This is a genomic window from Deinococcus pimensis DSM 21231, from assembly GCF_000519345.1.
GTDB classification, from domain to species: domain Bacteria; phylum Deinococcota; class Deinococci; order Deinococcales; family Deinococcaceae; genus Deinococcus_A; species Deinococcus_A pimensis.
The window spans coordinates 252,370-266,882 of sequence record NZ_KI912675.1; the positions used below are offsets into that span (position 1 = coordinate 252,370).

18 protein-coding genes are annotated in these 14,513 nt (G+C 68.3%); 7 read left to right on the top strand and 11 right to left on the bottom strand.

Annotated elements, in window-relative coordinates; translation table 11 throughout:
• The first annotated feature begins 120 nt into the window (after positions 1–120).
• On the top strand, positions 121–324 hold the full coding sequence (locus tag DEIPI_RS38435; RefSeq protein ID WP_157464044.1) for a hypothetical protein: 204 nt from the start codon (positions 121–123) through the stop codon (positions 322–324).
• 515 nt (positions 325–839) lie between these two features.
• Here the strand turns inward: DEIPI_RS38435 and DEIPI_RS0125120 are convergent.
• Together DEIPI_RS0125120 and DEIPI_RS0125125 are read right to left on the bottom strand one after the other, a co-directional pair.
• The gene (locus DEIPI_RS0125120) at positions 840–1,106 is read right to left on the bottom strand and encodes a hypothetical protein (RefSeq protein WP_027483601.1); all 267 of its coding nucleotides are present in this window, start codon (positions 1,104–1,106) and stop codon (positions 840–842) included.
• Positions 1,103–1,384, bottom strand: a complete 282-nt coding sequence (locus DEIPI_RS0125125; RefSeq protein WP_027483602.1) for a hypothetical protein — start codon at positions 1,382–1,384, stop codon at positions 1,103–1,105. Before DEIPI_RS0125125 ends, DEIPI_RS0125120 begins: the two co-directional genes overlap by 4 nt.
• 529 nt (positions 1,385–1,913) lie before the next feature.
• On the opposite strand from DEIPI_RS0125125, the gene DEIPI_RS0125135 reads away from it, so the two are divergent.
• Complete coding sequence (locus DEIPI_RS0125135; RefSeq protein WP_027483603.1) at positions 1,914–2,141, top strand: hypothetical protein; 228 nt, start codon at positions 1,914–1,916, stop codon at positions 2,139–2,141.
• Positions 2,142–2,422: 281 nt separating this feature from the next.
• Positions 2,423–2,851, top strand: coding sequence for a response regulator (locus DEIPI_RS34550; RefSeq protein WP_084474927.1), 429 nt, complete (start codon positions 2,423–2,425; stop codon positions 2,849–2,851).
• A 32-nt stretch (positions 2,852–2,883) separates the two neighbouring features.
• Here DEIPI_RS34550 and DEIPI_RS0125145 read toward each other — a convergent pair whose 3' ends face one another.
• Complete coding sequence (locus DEIPI_RS0125145; RefSeq protein WP_027483604.1) at positions 2,884–3,108, bottom strand: hypothetical protein; 225 nt, start codon at positions 3,106–3,108, stop codon at positions 2,884–2,886.
• Positions 3,092–3,352 (bottom strand): hypothetical protein, encoded by a 261-nt coding sequence (locus DEIPI_RS0125150; RefSeq protein ID WP_027483605.1) that lies wholly within the window; start codon positions 3,350–3,352, stop codon positions 3,092–3,094. The genes DEIPI_RS0125145 and DEIPI_RS0125150 overlap by 17 nt, the downstream gene beginning before the upstream one ends.
• A 128-nt stretch (positions 3,353–3,480) precedes the next feature.
• Here DEIPI_RS0125150 and DEIPI_RS38440 point away from each other — a divergent pair, with 128 nt between their 5' ends.
• Positions 3,481–3,660, top strand: coding sequence for a YqjF family protein (locus DEIPI_RS38440; RefSeq protein ID WP_169737215.1), 180 nt, complete (start codon positions 3,481–3,483; stop codon positions 3,658–3,660).
• Between the two features lie 251 nt (positions 3,661–3,911).
• Positions 3,912–4,124 (top strand): hypothetical protein, encoded by a 213-nt coding sequence (locus tag DEIPI_RS0125160; protein ID WP_157464048.1) that lies wholly within the window; start codon positions 3,912–3,914, stop codon positions 4,122–4,124.
• An 83-nt stretch (positions 4,125–4,207) separates the two neighbouring features.
• Here the strand turns inward: DEIPI_RS0125160 and DEIPI_RS0125165 are convergent, their stop codons facing one another.
• The 6 genes from DEIPI_RS0125165 to DEIPI_RS34565 form a co-directional block, all read right to left on the bottom strand.
• Positions 4,208–4,417, bottom strand: a complete 210-nt coding sequence (locus DEIPI_RS0125165) for a hypothetical protein (RefSeq protein ID WP_027483607.1) — start codon at positions 4,415–4,417, stop codon at positions 4,208–4,210.
• Between the two features lie 62 nt (positions 4,418–4,479).
• On the bottom strand, positions 4,480–4,686 hold the full coding sequence (locus DEIPI_RS0125170; RefSeq protein ID WP_027483608.1) for a hypothetical protein: 207 nt from the start codon (positions 4,684–4,686) through the stop codon (positions 4,480–4,482).
• Positions 4,687–4,723: 37 nt separating this feature from the next.
• Positions 4,724–5,434 carry a response regulator transcription factor gene (locus tag DEIPI_RS34555; protein ID WP_084474931.1) on the bottom strand — a complete coding sequence of 237 codons (711 nt, stop codon included), beginning with the start codon at positions 5,432–5,434 and terminating at the stop codon, positions 4,724–4,726.
• A 134-nt stretch (positions 5,435–5,568) separates the two neighbouring features.
• The gene (locus DEIPI_RS34560; protein ID WP_045235135.1) at positions 5,569–6,084 is read right to left on the bottom strand and encodes a hypothetical protein; all 516 of its coding nucleotides are present in this window, start codon (positions 6,082–6,084) and stop codon (positions 5,569–5,571) included.
• Between the two features lie 212 nt (positions 6,085–6,296).
• Positions 6,297–7,127, bottom strand: coding sequence for an AAC(3) family N-acetyltransferase (locus DEIPI_RS0125185; RefSeq protein WP_045235192.1), 831 nt, complete (start codon positions 7,125–7,127; stop codon positions 6,297–6,299).
• Positions 7,128–7,228: 101 nt separating this feature from the next.
• Positions 7,229–8,182, bottom strand: coding sequence for an alpha/beta fold hydrolase (locus DEIPI_RS34565; RefSeq protein ID WP_052352014.1), 954 nt, complete (start codon positions 8,180–8,182; stop codon positions 7,229–7,231).
• A 580-nt stretch (positions 8,183–8,762) separates the two neighbouring features.
• Here DEIPI_RS34565 and DEIPI_RS42000 point away from each other — a divergent pair.
• Both DEIPI_RS42000 and DEIPI_RS34575 read left to right on the top strand, forming a co-directional pair.
• Positions 8,763–10,592 carry an NPCBM/NEW2 domain-containing protein gene (locus DEIPI_RS42000; protein ID WP_052352015.1) on the top strand — a complete coding sequence of 610 codons (1,830 nt, stop codon included), beginning with the start codon at positions 8,763–8,765 and terminating at the stop codon, positions 10,590–10,592.
• A 449-nt stretch (positions 10,593–11,041) separates the two neighbouring features.
• Positions 11,042–12,415 carry an FAD-dependent oxidoreductase gene (locus tag DEIPI_RS34575; protein WP_045235136.1) on the top strand — a complete coding sequence of 458 codons (1,374 nt, stop codon included), beginning with the start codon at positions 11,042–11,044 and terminating at the stop codon, positions 12,413–12,415.
• Between the two features lie 40 nt (positions 12,416–12,455).
• Here DEIPI_RS34575 and DEIPI_RS0125205 read toward each other — a convergent pair whose 3' ends face one another.
• Complete coding sequence (locus tag DEIPI_RS0125205; protein ID WP_027483610.1) at positions 12,456–14,513, bottom strand: ATP-binding protein; 2,058 nt, start codon at positions 14,511–14,513, stop codon at positions 12,456–12,458.

Here is a 14,513-nt window from a genome sequence, read left to right on the forward strand (position 1 = left end):
CATCGAAGTCAACGACGAGCGGTAAGGCAGGACAACCCCGCTTGGGACGGTTCGGGCGCGTCCCCGGCCCGGCGTGACTACACTTCCCGCACGATGCTCACGACACTGACGTGCCGGCTCGTGCCTGGCTCTGACGATCGAGTCAAGGTGCTCGTCACCAACCATCAGGAGGACGTCCCGCTCACCCTGGTCCGATCGGTGCTGGGACGTGAGGCCGTGGACAGCCTGTACCTGAGGGGTGTGTTCGTCCTCACCCTGGAACTCGACACGGCCGAGTGGCTCGCGGGACAACTGCACACGGACGCGGAAGGCCGCCCGACATGAGGGGCGGTGTGGGAACGGTCACGCGTCCGGACGGGCGCACCGGCCGGGTGGGGACCGCCCCGGACGGCTGCGGGTGAGCGTCGCGCCTCTCAAGCCGCGCGGTGCTCGCGACGCCGTGAACCCTTCTTGCATCGCCGACCGGAGCGTTGCACGAGGCCGAGCCTCATGGACTCGTCCTCGTCGCGTTCAGCCTGCTGGGCGTCGGTCGCAGAGGGCCCGCCGCCCCTGCATCTCCCCCACAGGTTGTCTCCACCCTCGGGATGGTGGGGTCGTCCTTCAGCGTGCTCGGATGAGCCCTGATCCTCCTGCCGAGCCACCGTGAGCTGCACGGTTCGTCGGGACGTGACTCCACTCCCGTGGCCGGTTCCCTGCATCCCAGGCCTCGTGACGGGAATCATCACGGCTCATCGACATGTGTCCGGGACGAGCGTCGTCGTGGGGCGTGGACCACCTCGAAGCTCCGACCCTCCCGACGGTACCTCCGGGTGATCGGAGGTCGACCGCTGCATCGGCGCTCACGGCGCGAGGTCCAGCGCCGTCACCACGACGCTCTTGGTGCTTCCCGCGAGACTATCGAGCACCCGACGGGCCGACTGTCTCGTCGTGAACAGGCGGGGCAGCGCGTGCTCCACGACCTCCACGTGACGCGCGCCGTCCTCGCCGGTGACGGTCCAGATGCCCACCACGATGCGGAAGGTGCCGTCGACGTCCTCCTGCACCTTGAGGCTGCGGACGATGTTGAGGTTGTAGAGTTCGTCGTCGATCTCGATGAAGTTCGTCATGTCACGTGTCCTTTCGTGGTTGTGGCAGGTCGATGTTGACGATTCACGCCGGCGGCGGCCTCGGCGTGATCGGTGTCGGCGTCAAGGAGGGTGTCGTCGACGCCGGGCAGGTCGAGGTCGTCGCTGTCGTTCTTGGCGTTGGTGTCGCGGCGCTCCTCCATCCCTTCGCCCGCGCCGTGCAGTTCGGCGTCGCCGGTGTGGGTGGGGTCGTCCATGTCGGAGGCGCCGCCGGCGGCTTCGGTCATGATCAGGAGGGGTGCGTGGGAGAACATGGACATGACGGGCTCCTTCGTAGGGCGGGAGGGCAAAGAAGAACCCCTGGGTCCGCGAGCCAGGGGTGCTGAGGAGTGAGGCGCGTGAAGGTCAGGACAGACCGTGACTTCTGTCCACCGGAGGACTCGAAGGTGATCCCAAGCCGACAGGATGAACCGCGCATGGAGGTGGGCCAGTTCAGGTTCCTGTCCGTTGTCGTGCTGCTTGGCTCGTCATCGTGCGTTGGGCTGCTGGCGCGGACCGCCTGATCACCCCTCACGTCCATAGGGTAGGCGCTGGGCGACGTGGACCGTGATGAATGAGGTCAGAGGGGGTCTATCCAGCTCGGCTGGAGTGCTAAAAGCACGTGAAGGGCCGTTGGGCCCAGCCACAGGCGCAAGAAGCCTCGGTCGTCACCTCAGCCTCCCTTCCGGCGCCGTACGGTGAGGCATAAACGATCCTGCCGACGAGCACCTCACTCCAGCGCGGGTCCCCGGCCCAGACGCGGACTTCGGGACGCTGTGGGACTTCGCGAACAGCTTCAACGCCTACACGGTGCACGACACGTACGAAGCGCAGGAGGCGTACGTGCGTCCGGTGCTGCACGCGCTCGACAGCGGACAGCCCCTCGCGTTTGACCTGACGCGGCTGCGGTGCGCGCTGTTCTTCGACGCGCAGGCGCTCCTCCAGGGCACCAAGGGAACCGAGGAGGAACGCGAGATTCCACGTCGATGGCACCGCCTGGTGGACGCCATCCGCGTGCTCGTCACCCTGAACGCGTGACGAGCACGCCGAGCGGAGGGTGAACCGGCACTTCGGGAGCGTGGACGCGCCGCTTCCACCACCCGTCTTGCCACGACCACTTCTCCTGTGTGAGGTCGAGCGATCACGACGAGCGCGTCAAAGTGCCCTTCCCCGGGCTCGTCGGCGCTACCATGGGCAGATGTTCGGGCAGGTCCAGCCAATCCACCCTCTTGACGGTCCCGTCGACTGTCAAGTTGTTCGCGTGAGACGCTGGGCAGGCGCGCATGGGTTGGACCCTCTGCCCGCCGCCGGAGGCCGCTGTGCTTGAGGTGCTGCTGGTAGAGGACTGTGAGGCGGACGTGGTGCTGGTGCGTGAGGCCATGTCGAGCCTGGACCTGCCGCTCCGCCTGCATCACGTGAATGATGGGCATGACGCCCTGGCGTTCCTGCGGCGTGAGGAGATCTTCGCGATGTGCCCCCGACCGGACGCGGTGATGCTCGACGCGAACACGCCGCGCAGGACAGGAGTGGAAGTCCTGACGGAAATCCGGTCCGATCCGGCGTTGCGGGACCTTCGGGTGGTGGTGTTCAGCAGTTCCAGTGTGCCGCGGGACGCCGCGGCGAGCTTGGCGGCGGGCGCGGACCGCTACGTGACGAAGCCGCTGGAGTTCGACCCGTTCGTGCGGGCGGTACAGGACGTCCTGCGTGCCTGGGTTGAGGCAGGGCCTACAAGGGCGCAGGAGAGGTAGGGAAGGCCTCGCGTTCGCGAGGACTGGGCGCGTCACGCCCTGACGGTCCGCGTACGAATCCTCCGGATGACCTGGCGCAGCTGTGACCGCACCTCGAACATCGGGAGGTTCGCGAGGTGCGGGAAGAGCCGCGTGAACAGCACGTCCAGCTCGTCGTCGGTGATGACCGCCTCGGGGCTGGTCCGCACCCACGCTTGGAAGAGCCAGCTGCGTTCGAGTTCGACGAGCGCGGCGGTGAACTCAGGGTTCCGAGTCACGCGCTACCTCCTTGGTGGGCCTGTCGAGCGCTTCGAGGACGGCGAGGGCGTCGTTCAGCACCGCGCCGTACTCCTCACACGTGGCGGGCGCCATGAAGAAGTGGGTGCGGAGACGGATCAACGTGTGGTCGAGGTCGGTACGGCCGTGCTGGAAGGCTCGTACGATCGCTTCGGTGAGGGCGCGCAGAGCGGCCCGACGAACGAGCTCCACGTCGGTGAGCGTGTTCGAGAACATCGTCTGCATGGGCTTACAGAGGATAAGTGCCCGGAGGCGGGAGTTTCGATGTAGCAGGTCAACGTCAGTGGGTTGGAAGTTGCGGATAGTGGGAGAGACGGGTGAAGGTGGCTCTACCTGAGGCTCATCATTCGGGTGTGACGTCAAGAGATGCGGATGTTCCAGGAATGAACGTGCGGCACGAGGGCATCTGGACACGGTACGACAGCGCCCGCACGCATGATCCTCGCTTCGTCTGCCGAGTCCACGCGAGAGTCATCGGCGCGGCGGTCATGGCCCTCCGGGGCACGGTGGCGTACTGGCTGACGGAACGTTGACGGCTCTTCACACCCGCCCTCGCCGGGCGGGTAGGGTTCGCGGACGTGCGTCACGAGGCATGCCCTCACCCTCGTCGAGGAGCTCGGCGTGCGGCTCGCCGCTCCTCTCGCCCACCTCGCCCGCGCAGAGCACGTGCGGCACTGGCCGCCGGATGTGCCGTCGAGCGCTTGAACGCAGGAAAGCGAGCGTCCTGTTTCCGTCTGCGTCATTTTTCCTTCGTGAGGATCGTTCGTCCTCTACGATGACGCTCGTGTCTTCCTCCTTGCTGCTCGACCTGCCCGCTTCTGGCCCCACCCGACTCTGCCGTGGCGACCGCCTCGCGTGGGACGTCGGGCGTGTCGTGGAGGTGCGGCGTGTCCTCTGGCAGGGCACTCATGCCGACGGGGCGTGCGTGGAGGTCACCGAGGTGCCCGTCGAACTCACGGCGGACGCCAAGGAGCGGACGGTCGCGAACCTCGGGTGACGTTCGGGGGTGGGTCTGTTCGCTTTGGTGAGCTCACACGGTCCCGGCTTGACGACAGTGGGATCGTGGCAGGACGCGCAAGGTCAACTTCCGCTCTCTCCGGCTTCGTCGACGCCACCGGGCAGCGCTTCACTGGCCGCGCCGCCCTGCTCGTCCCGTTTGAAGGCTCCTTGGTGTGCGCTCGTGAGGGCGTCCTCCCCCATGGCACCGGGAGAGGCGTCCCGCTCCTGCTTCCCTTCCTCGGTGAGGCTGCCGGTGGTGCTGTCGTCTCTTGCGTCCTGACGGCTCGTCATCCTCGTTCCCTTCCTTGAATCGGCACGTCTCGTAGCATGCTCGTGCTTCGGGCCGCTGTGCCTCAACCCTCGTCGTTCCTGCCGTACACGAGCAGCAGCCAGTCGAACTCCTCCGCGACCGCGTGGATGAAGCCTTCGTCGTCGCCCGCCTCGACCCAGCGGTCGAGCAGCAGATCCAGGCGGCGCAGGGCCGCGTAGTCGCCCTGCCGCTCGGCGAGCAGCCACGCCCGGGTGACGATCTTGATCACGCTGGGTTTCAGGTGGGTCATGGCTCAGGCTCCGTCGGCAGGGTGGAGAAGCGCGTCCTCAGGCGGCGCCCGACGCCGCCGTCGAAGGTGTCGGTACCTCCTGCGGCCTCATGGCGAAGCCCACGCCGCGCACCGTGCGGATCAGTCCATACCCGCCCTTGTGGCGCAGCTTGCCGCGGACGTTGCTGAGGTGCACGTCGATGACGTTGTCGGCCACCCTCACCTCTGCTTGCCAGAGCTCCCGGACGATCTCCGGGCGGGTGAAGATCCTTCCGGGTGTGCGCGCGAGGAGACACAGCAGATCGAATTCACGTGGGGAGAGCGACACCTCGCAGCCTTTGAGGGTGCACAGCCGGGCGTCCACGTCGAGGTGGAGCGCGCCCACGTCGATGCAGCCGTTCCCGGCGCGGTGACGGAACTGCACGCGGATGCGCGCGAGGAGTTCGTCCGCGTGGAAGGGCTTGGTGACGAAATCGTTCGCGCCCGCGCTCAGCAGGTTGATCTTGCGGTCCACGTCGTCCACGGCGGTGAGGATCACGATGGGCAGGTCGTGCGTGGCGCGCAGACGGCGCGCGACCTCGTCGCCGGTGAAGTCGGGCAGGCCGAGGTCGACGAGGACGAGGTCGGGCGTGTGCTGCCGGGCAAGGGTGAGGCCGAGGAGGCCGGTGTGCGCGGTGAGGGTGCGGTACCCGGCGTCCCGGAGGGTGAAGTCGAGGAGGCGCGCGATGTCCGGGTCATCCTCGACGATCAGGATGGTGGAGATGGTCAAGTTCGTGCTCCTTGAGGGGATGCGGGGAGGGTCAAATCGAGTATGATCCGCCCACGTTGGGCGGCGGTAGGCACGTGCGATGAAACGCGCGAAAGGCGTTGCTCCGGTAGTCCTTCGATCTACGCAAGACGTCTTCACCCCTCGACCGTCTCGACCCGCGCCCAGCTGGCGGGCAGACCGTCGATGCTGCGGGCGTTGTGGCGGCTTCGGTACGCTTCGAAGCCCTCGTCTCCTTTCGCGTTCGCCCAACGGATCAGGGTGTCACGCTGCCCCTCGAAGCGGTAGCGGGGCACGCCGAACCCGCAGGAGGTCTGCATCCGTTCGACCTGCACGAGCACGATCTGACGGGCGCCGGGCAGGTCGCCGAAGTACCTCAGGAGCTCCGCGTACTCACGGCTGCCGCGTCGGTGCACCGTGGCGTGCCCGTAGAGGCGCAGGATCAACGGTGAGCCTTCGAAGGCGCAGAACATGACGGTGAGGCGACCGCCCGCCTGAAGGTGCGCGGACGTTTCGTTGCCGCTGCCGGTGAGGTCGAGGTACGCGACGGTGCGGTCGTTCAGGACGCGGAAGGTGTCGAGGCCTTTGGGGGACAGGTTGACGTGACTGCCGGGGGCGGCGCTGGCGGTGCGGAGCGAAGTCCGGGCGTTCACACCGAAAGCGCTGACAGGACGTGGGCGTGCGGGAGGTTACGTCCAGTGTAGGGCCGCCGCCGGAGCGTACGGTGCACAAACGACCAATGGAGCGTCAGACGAGACGAGGGTTCTCCGACAAGTTGCTGGATCCTCCCAGCGAACGTCAGGACCCTGAACCGACCTTCTGCCCGGGCCGACCGCCCAGCACCTGCCGCCGCATCACGCCAGTGTCAGGACACAACCTCCGGTGACGCCGCGTGCGTCCTGAACCAGCGGGTCGCGAAGTCCACCACGTCCCGCTGCGACATCAGCCGCGAGGCCGCCGACCCCACCCGGCCCATCCGCACCAACCCCGCCGCTTCCAGTTCCGCCTTGAGTGGCGGGAAGATCCCGTCGTCGTAGTCCACGTCCTCGAACGTCACCCACACCCGCCGGCCCTCTTGCCACACCGGCGCGCCCTTGACGATCCGCTCCCGGAAGTCCGCGCGGTCCTCCGCGAGATGCAGGCTGGAGTTCTTCTCGGTGCCGAGCAGCAGCACGAACGCGCCGAGGTCGTACAGCCGCGCCAGCGGCGACGTCTCCCCCATCGAGTTCGACAACTCGTGCCCCTCGGTGACGAACGTCGCGTTCGGACCCAGCGCGCTCACGCTGACATGCGGGTGCGCGCTGCGCCTCACTCCCGGGTACGAGCGGAAGACCTCCGCGACGGCGCCCATACCCCGGGTGGGCGTGGTGCGAGGGTCGTACGCGGGCGTCTCCTCCCGGATGATCGGCCACCACGTCTCGGGGACCGGGGGGTTCTGCCACACGGACGGGTCGGTCAGGCCAGCCGTGAAGGTGGGCATCGCCAGGGTCCCTTCGGGCGTGAGGACGTCCTGGAGCGCCTCGATCACGGCGTTCGCGCCGCCCGCGACCCAGCCGAGCGCGCTGAGGCTGGCGTGCACCATCAAGGTCATGCCGGGCTGCACCCCGAGCTCGCGGAGATCTGCGGCGAGACAGGCGCGGGTGCGGGGGGTGTCGGTGGAATGGATGACGTGGTGTGCTCCTTCGGGTCGGCGCATGAGCGTCAAGATACCCTCCGAGTTCGTGGGCGTCGCCTCCACCGCGGGTGGGGTGGCCTCGCGGGTGGGTCAGGGCCACGCCCGCCACGACGTCCGCTCGCTCAGGCGCGCCGAACCTGAGCGCCTCGAACGTCACCGGCCGCGAGAAAGACACCCAGAACCTCCCGCAGACGACGCAGCCCCGCCTCGTCGGGCACGTGCCCGCCCGGAAGCATCAGCGTCTCGGGCCCTCGCGGCAGCAGGTCCGCCGCTCTCGCGAGCACCCCCGCGCCCGGAAACAGCACGTCACGCTCGGCCGCGACGACCAGCACCCGCGCGTCGAAGGCGCTCAACTCCGCCTTCGTCGCAGGTCTGGGCAAATCCGCCTCCACCGACACGTGATCGAACACTGCGCCCAGCACCCGCAGCCACGTTTCGGGCGGATCACCCGTGAACAAGGGCGCCCCTGCGGCTCGCAGCGACGCGTTCGACCGCCGCAGGCGGTAGCGCAGCATCGGCCACGCCAGCTCGCGAATCAGCGGCCACAGGGCCGGAGCCGTTACTCCGGCGGGCATCACGAGCGCCGCGCGTTCGATCCGGCGAGGCGCGACGCGTGCGAGCCGCAGAATCGCCGCCGCGCCGTGCGACGGCCCGACGAGCGCCGCGCGGTCAAGACCGAACGCGTCGAGCACGTCGAGCGCCCACAGACCGAGGCTGTCGTCCCGCCCCGACAGCCGAGTCTGGGCGCTCAGGCCCGGCTGACCTGGCGTGTCCGGCGCGATCAGCCGGAAGTGCGCGGCGAGCGGCGCGAACCACGCGAGGGTCATAGGGTTGAGGAAGTTCCCGCCCTGGAAGACCACCACGGGTGGCGCGTCCTGCGGGCCGAGCAGCAGCGCGTGCGTATCGCCGAATCGGGTCCGGATCGTGCTGTCCTCGGTCGGGACGTTCAGCGCCCGCCTCGCGTCCTCGTACAGGTTCCGCATCACCGCCTCTCCCTGCGGGGTGCGGTAGATGCCGCTTCGGGTGTGCGCCTGCGGCGTGGACGAGGGTGCGGGCGTGGGGTTGGGGTTGGTCATGAGGTCCTCCTGCCGGTCTGCTGTGCGGGCGAACCGTGAGGGCAGCTTACGTGGCGCGGGCTGAGTTCACTTCGGGTAAGCCAGTCGGCGTGGGGGTCAGTCGTTCGCGCTCACGACCCGATTGAGGAGCTGGGAGACGCTCATAGAATCCCCTGTCTCTCGGCTCGGCTTGCGCATGGCTTCTGCCCGGTTGGGTATACCCCGGATCCACACTGACTCTTATGCCTGCCTTGCGGCCCCAATGGTTAAGGGCGGCAGGCGGCTCAGTCCGTGGGTCCCGGGTCTACCCCAGATCAACACATAGACGTCTCCGCGTGGAACATGAGCGGAGGCGTCCACCGGTACTTCACGCTCTGGGTACGCGTGCGGTGACAGATGAACGCTTGCTCGTGCCGCGATCCTCGTGGATCGCCCGCACAACCGGGGTTCGGCTCGTCACCGCGTGAGTTCTTCGTGCTCATCGCGTGAGGCGGCTGTTCACGCGCTCTGCACGTAGGGTCACGCCCGCTTTGTCACGCTGCCCTTGCGCCCACCGGCCGATTCCACAACCGATTGCACGCTCCGGGCGCAAGGAGCACTCATGTCACGATTCACGCACCGCGCATTCCTTCCGCTCACGCTCCCCCTGCTGCTCCTCGCCTGCGGACAGAACCCGACCGCCTCGCAGGAGGACCTCGGACCGTACGCGAACGGCGCCTCGTACCCGTGGAGCTACACCCAGGCGCCCGGCACCGTCACACCCCTGACCCTCGACCCCGGCAGGAACAACCTGTACTACGAACCCATCCTGAGCGCGAAGAACGGTTGGGGGCCCATCGAGGTCAACACCAGCAACGGCGAACAGAACAAAGGGGACGGGCGCAAGCTCAGCGTGGGCGGCAAGTCCTACGACGTCGGCTACGGCGTACACGCGGACAGCGAACTCCGCTGGAGCCTCAAGAGCAGCCTGGCCGGGGTGACGTGCAGCAAGCTCGACGGGTACGTCGGCGTGGACGACGAGGTCGGCGACCGGGGCAGCGTCACCTTCCAGATCTTCCTGGACGGCGCGAAGGTATTCGACTCAGGTCTCATGACCGGCAAGGACGGCGCCAAGTTCTACTCGGTGGACACCACCGGCAAGACGGACCTGCGTCTGGTGGTCACGAACGGCGGGGACAACAACTACTACGATCACGCGAACTGGATCCAACCCACCGTCCACTGCCAGCAAGACCCCACCGCACCAACCACCACGCCCGGCAGTCCTGACTTCACCTTCGGTGACAACGGACGCGTCCCCGCTGGTGGGATGGACAGCGTCTTCACACCCGACGGCAGCATCGTCGTCCTCGGCGCGCAGTTCAACCTCACCCGCCTGAACGCGAACGGCAAGGTCACCGCGCGCAGTGGTCCGCTCGGCATCGACTTCAGCCCGTCCACTGCGCGGACGCTCGCGGTGCAACCCGATGGGAAGCTCCTCGCCGCGGGCGGCTCGTCCATCGTCCGGTACAACGCTGACCTGACGCTCGACACGACCTTCGCCGACGGGGGTCACCTCGACACCAGAACGCTCAACGCCACCGCGCCCGTCCTCGTCAACAACGTCAGGGTCTCGCCAAACGGCCGCATCCTCCTGGTCGGTCAGGCCGACCGACCACGTCGCGACAGCCTCGGAGGCACCTCGTCCGCCTTCGCGGTGCTGCGCCTCAACACCAGCGGCAGTCCCGACGGAACCTTCGGGCAGAACGGCGAAGCGTACGTGCAGTACGAGGACGTCCACGACACCGAGCAGTTCCGGTTCATCCCTGACGCCGCGCAGGACATCCTCGTCCAGCCGGACGGACGCCTCGTCGTCGCCGGAGCCACGGATCTCGGCGGCGGGGACTTCTTCCCCGTCGCCTTCCGACTCACCCCCACCGGACAACTCGACCCGACCTTCGGCTCCACCAACAACGGCTTCGTCACACCTCAGGACCTCCACCGAAACTATGGCCTCGCGCTCGCGGCCCTCCCGGACGGCCAGATCGTCCTCGTCGCAGGATCCACACGCTCGATCGGCGTTGATCCCACCATCGTCCGTCTCAGTGCCAGCGGCATCGTCACCGGAACGAAGACCTTCAGGTTCCCGTTCACGGACACCTACGTGAACAACCTCTCCGAGGTGGCCGTGCAGAAGGACGGCAAGATCCTCATCGGCGGATTCTACGCGACGCAAGTCTACTCGTCGGGTACGCAGTTCGGGGCGGTCGCCCGCCTCAACCCGGACCTCACCTTTGACATGACCTTCGGCTCCGGAGGCGCCGTCGCCCTCGACGTGCCCGGGCAGTCCCCAACCGTTCGAAGCCTCCTGATCCAAGCGGATGGACGCATCGTCGGCACGCTCGCCACCTCAGACGAGCAGGCTGCTCAGACGATCCGTCTGAACCCCTGACGCTGACCGCTCGAACCCGACGTCCGCCATGACCAGCGCGCGACGCGTCCCTGAGCAGGCGTCATGAAGAACGACCCCAAGCGCCAGCGTGAACGACCACACTCCAGGGCCGTGAGGTGAGGAGGCTGGTCGGGCGGAGAGCCGCCCGACCAGCCTCTACGTGGTGGACCTACTCTTGACGACCTCCTGGGTTCGTCCTTCGGTCTGCTTCAAGAGCGCTCAAAGAATTCCCTTGATTGAGATGCCTGCTGGGAAAGGCGGGCAAACACTTGATCTCATGGCACTGATTGGCCGTGCCCGTCAGGAAAGGACAGGAGCGCTCCCCTCCGTCTGCGCCGTTGTCCCCGTGACCCTCAGCGCTCCGCCACCAACACGCCGCCTTGAGGGCCGTCGCGAGCCACACGCTTTGACACGGAAGTGACATCCAGCGTCATGTACGGTGCCGCCGTATGACCCACACGCATCCCACTCACGCGATCGTTCTGGGCGCCAGCATGGCCGGCCTGCTCGCCGCCAGCGTCCTCGCCCGGCACCACGACACCGTCACCATCGTCGAACGCGACCGCCTCGGCGACACCCCCACTCCCCGCAAGGGCGTCCCTCAAGGCCGTCACGCCCACGCGCTTCTCGCCGGGGGTCTGCGCGCCATCGAACGGCTGCTTCCCGGAGCCACCGCGGACCTCATCGCGGGTGGCGCCGTCAAGGGTGACCTCATCGGAGACGTCAAGATCAACCAGGCAGGCACGTACCGTCCACGCGTGCGCAGCGGCATCGACCTGCTCTGCATGACCCGGCCCTTCCTGGAGCTCGTCGTGCGGCGGCGCGTGTTGAGCGCCGGCAACGTGCGCCTGCTCGAAGGTGTCGCCGTCACCGGCTTCGTTCATGAAGACGACCGGGTGGTGGGCGTGCACCTTACGAACCCCGCCGGTGGGCCGAGCGTCCTGCGCGCCCAGCTTGTTGTGGACGCGATGGGGCGGGGCAGCCGCACCCCCGCGTGGCTGGACGCCGCCGGTTACGGCCGTCCCGAGGAGACCCGCATGGACATCGGACTGACGTACGTCTCGCGTGAGTACCGCCGCGCCCCGGGTGACTTCGGTGGACTCAACGCGTTCGCCGTGACGCCCGACGCGCCCCGCGAACGCCGCGTTGGCTCAGCGTCCGCCGTGGAGGGTGATCGCTGGCTCGTGATGCAGGGCGGCTGGCTCGGTGAGCACCCCACCCCTGACGACGAGAGCTTCCTGGCGTTCGCGCGCGCGCTGCCCGCGCCGGACCTGCATGACTTCCTGCTGACCGCCGAGCCCGTCTCCGACTTCGCGGTGTTCCACTTTCCCGCGAACGTCCGGCGGCACTACGAACGGATGCGCCGCTTCCCGGACGGCCTGGTGGTGCTTGGTGACGCGTGGTGCGCGTTCAATCCCGTATACGGACAGGGCATGACCGTCGCGGCGCTCGAAGCGCTCGCCCTGGACCGGCTGCTCGGATGGGGGCGTCGCCGAGGTCGCATCGGTGCGGCGTTCTTCCGCGCGTCGAGATCCACCATCGAACTGGCGTGGTCCATGGCCGCCACGGCGGACCTCGTGTATCCGGAGGTGCGGGGCCGCCGACCCGCGCTGACGCGACTCACCAACGGGTACATGCAGCGCCTTCAGCGGGCCAGCTACGTCGACCCGACGCTCGCGCGTGACTTGTTCAGCGTCGCGCATCTGCTGGCGGCACCCACCGTGCTGTTCGCGCCGGGGACGCTGCTACGGGTGCTGCGCGCGTCCCGCGTGTCCTCTCCCGAGGGGGCGCGGCGTCCTGCCCGGAGCGGTGGATGGCACTGAGCTCATGCGCATGAAGTGCGCGCCGTGGGCAAGGTAGGACTCAGGACGCCGAACCTGCGGAGGGACGCGTCCTGAGGGTCCGGGCCGCCTCAACGTCACCGGCCGCCTCGTACGCCTCCACCGCGCGTTGATAGCACGCCTCGGCCTCCTGTGGGCGGTAGGCCGCCTCGGCCGCTCGCGCGGCGCGTTCGAACCACACGGCCGCCTCCCGGGGTTGCGCGCCGTCCCGCCAGTGCTGCGCCACTCGTTGAGGATGCCCGCCCGTCTCGGCGAGGACCCGCGCGGCGGAGCGGTGCAGCAGGCGGCGCACCGTCTCAGGCGTTCCCTGCCACACCGCTTCGTAGAGCAGATCGTGGGTGAACGCTTCACCCGTCATGATCTGCGCGGCTTCCAGTTCCTCCCAGGCGCCCGCGGTCTCCAGCAGGGGCGCGCTCAGCACCGCCGTCACGAGCTCCAGCGTGAAATCGCTCCGGAGCACGCTCGCCGCGCGCGCGGCGTTCAGGGCCGCCGGGGAGAGGCGCGCCAGACGCCGCTCGAGCACCGACCCCGTGCGTCCTGGAGGAGCGAGCCGTTCGGGCAGCCCACGGTCGATCAGGCCTTCCTCCACGAGGAACTTCACGGTTTCCAGCACGAACAGTGGGTTGCCGCCGGCGTAACGGTACAGGTCCTGCTCGAGTCCGGACGCGAAGGTCAGCCCGAGGTTGTCGAGCAGCGCCCGCACGTCCCGCACGGAAAGCGGTTCGAGTTCGATCAGCACCGCGAGGCCGCCCTCGATGAGGCCGCGCATGACCGCCTGCGTCTGAGTGGGCAGTTCCCCCTGCCGGAAGGTGAGCAGCACCCGTGGTTGTGGCGCGCTCGATGGTTGCGTGACCGCCCTCGTCGCGTGGTATCGGCCGGAGTCCTGCGAGGCGTCGTCGTCGTACTGAATGTCGTCGGACACGACAGCCGTCACGTCCGCGAGCGCGAGCTCCGCGACCTGCGACAGCGCCTCGTAGAACGCGAGCTTGCCCGCCTCGCCGTCGAGGGGGGGGACGTCACCTTCACGCAGTTCGGGCAGCAGGCGTGACACCTCACGCCGCTGGAAGGGCGTGAGGGTGAGGTGCGGCGCGTGACGCAGCATCGTGCGGGTCCAGCGCGCACTCGACGAGTACGGTACGGTGTCGTCGCCGGGGCGGTGTTCGAGCCGCAAGGTCGTGCCTTTCGAGCGGGCGAAGTCGAGGGCGAGGCGGGTCTTGCCCGTGCCGGGCGCGCCCGTGAGGTAGATCAGCTGCCCCGCCTGCCACGCGGCCTCCATCTGGCGCCACGCGGCGTCCCGGCCGATCAGGGACGGCGGGCGGAACACGCCGAGCGGTAATTCCGGACGTGCGGCCGGCGTGGCCGGGGTGGGCAGCGGCTCACCGCGCGCGATGTCCTCCGCGAGCGCCCGGGTCGCCGCGTGAGGCTCCAGACCCAATTCCCGTTGGAGGATGTCGCGCAGTCGCGTGTAGGCCCGCAACGCCCCGGTGGGATGACCCGCGAGGTACTGAGCGCGCATGCTGTGACGCGCGGCGTCCTCGGAGAGGGGATCGAGGTCCACCCAGCGCGCCGCGAGCGCCGCGGCATCCTCGTACTTCCCGGCGTCCTCCAGGCGCTTCAATTCGTGATTGAACGCTTCCCAGCGGTACGTGTCGAGTCGTTCGCGCCACGTGAGCAGCCAGTCGAACAGGTCGGGCAGATCGTCGAGGGGCGCGTCGCCCAGCAGCCCACGGGGCAGATTCAGCGTCCCCGCGAGCCGACCGTGTTGACGTTCCCGCAACGCGTGGACGACGTCCACCGCGACATGTTCATGCAGGGTCAACGTCGCTTCATCGGCCTTGACGAGGTCCTCGCCGACGCGCGCGCGCAGACGCCGCAGTTTGATCACGAGGTTGTTGCGTGCGGTGGCCTCCACCGTGTCCGGCCACAGCAGGCCAGCCAGCCGTGACCTGGACGTCGGCCCTTCCAGCGCGAGGTACGCGAGCAGCGCGAGGGACTTGCGGTCCACGCGGACGTCCTGCCCGTCAGGGCGGCGGAGGCCCGGATGACCGGACAGATTGAGGTGCCACGGTGGACGGGACAT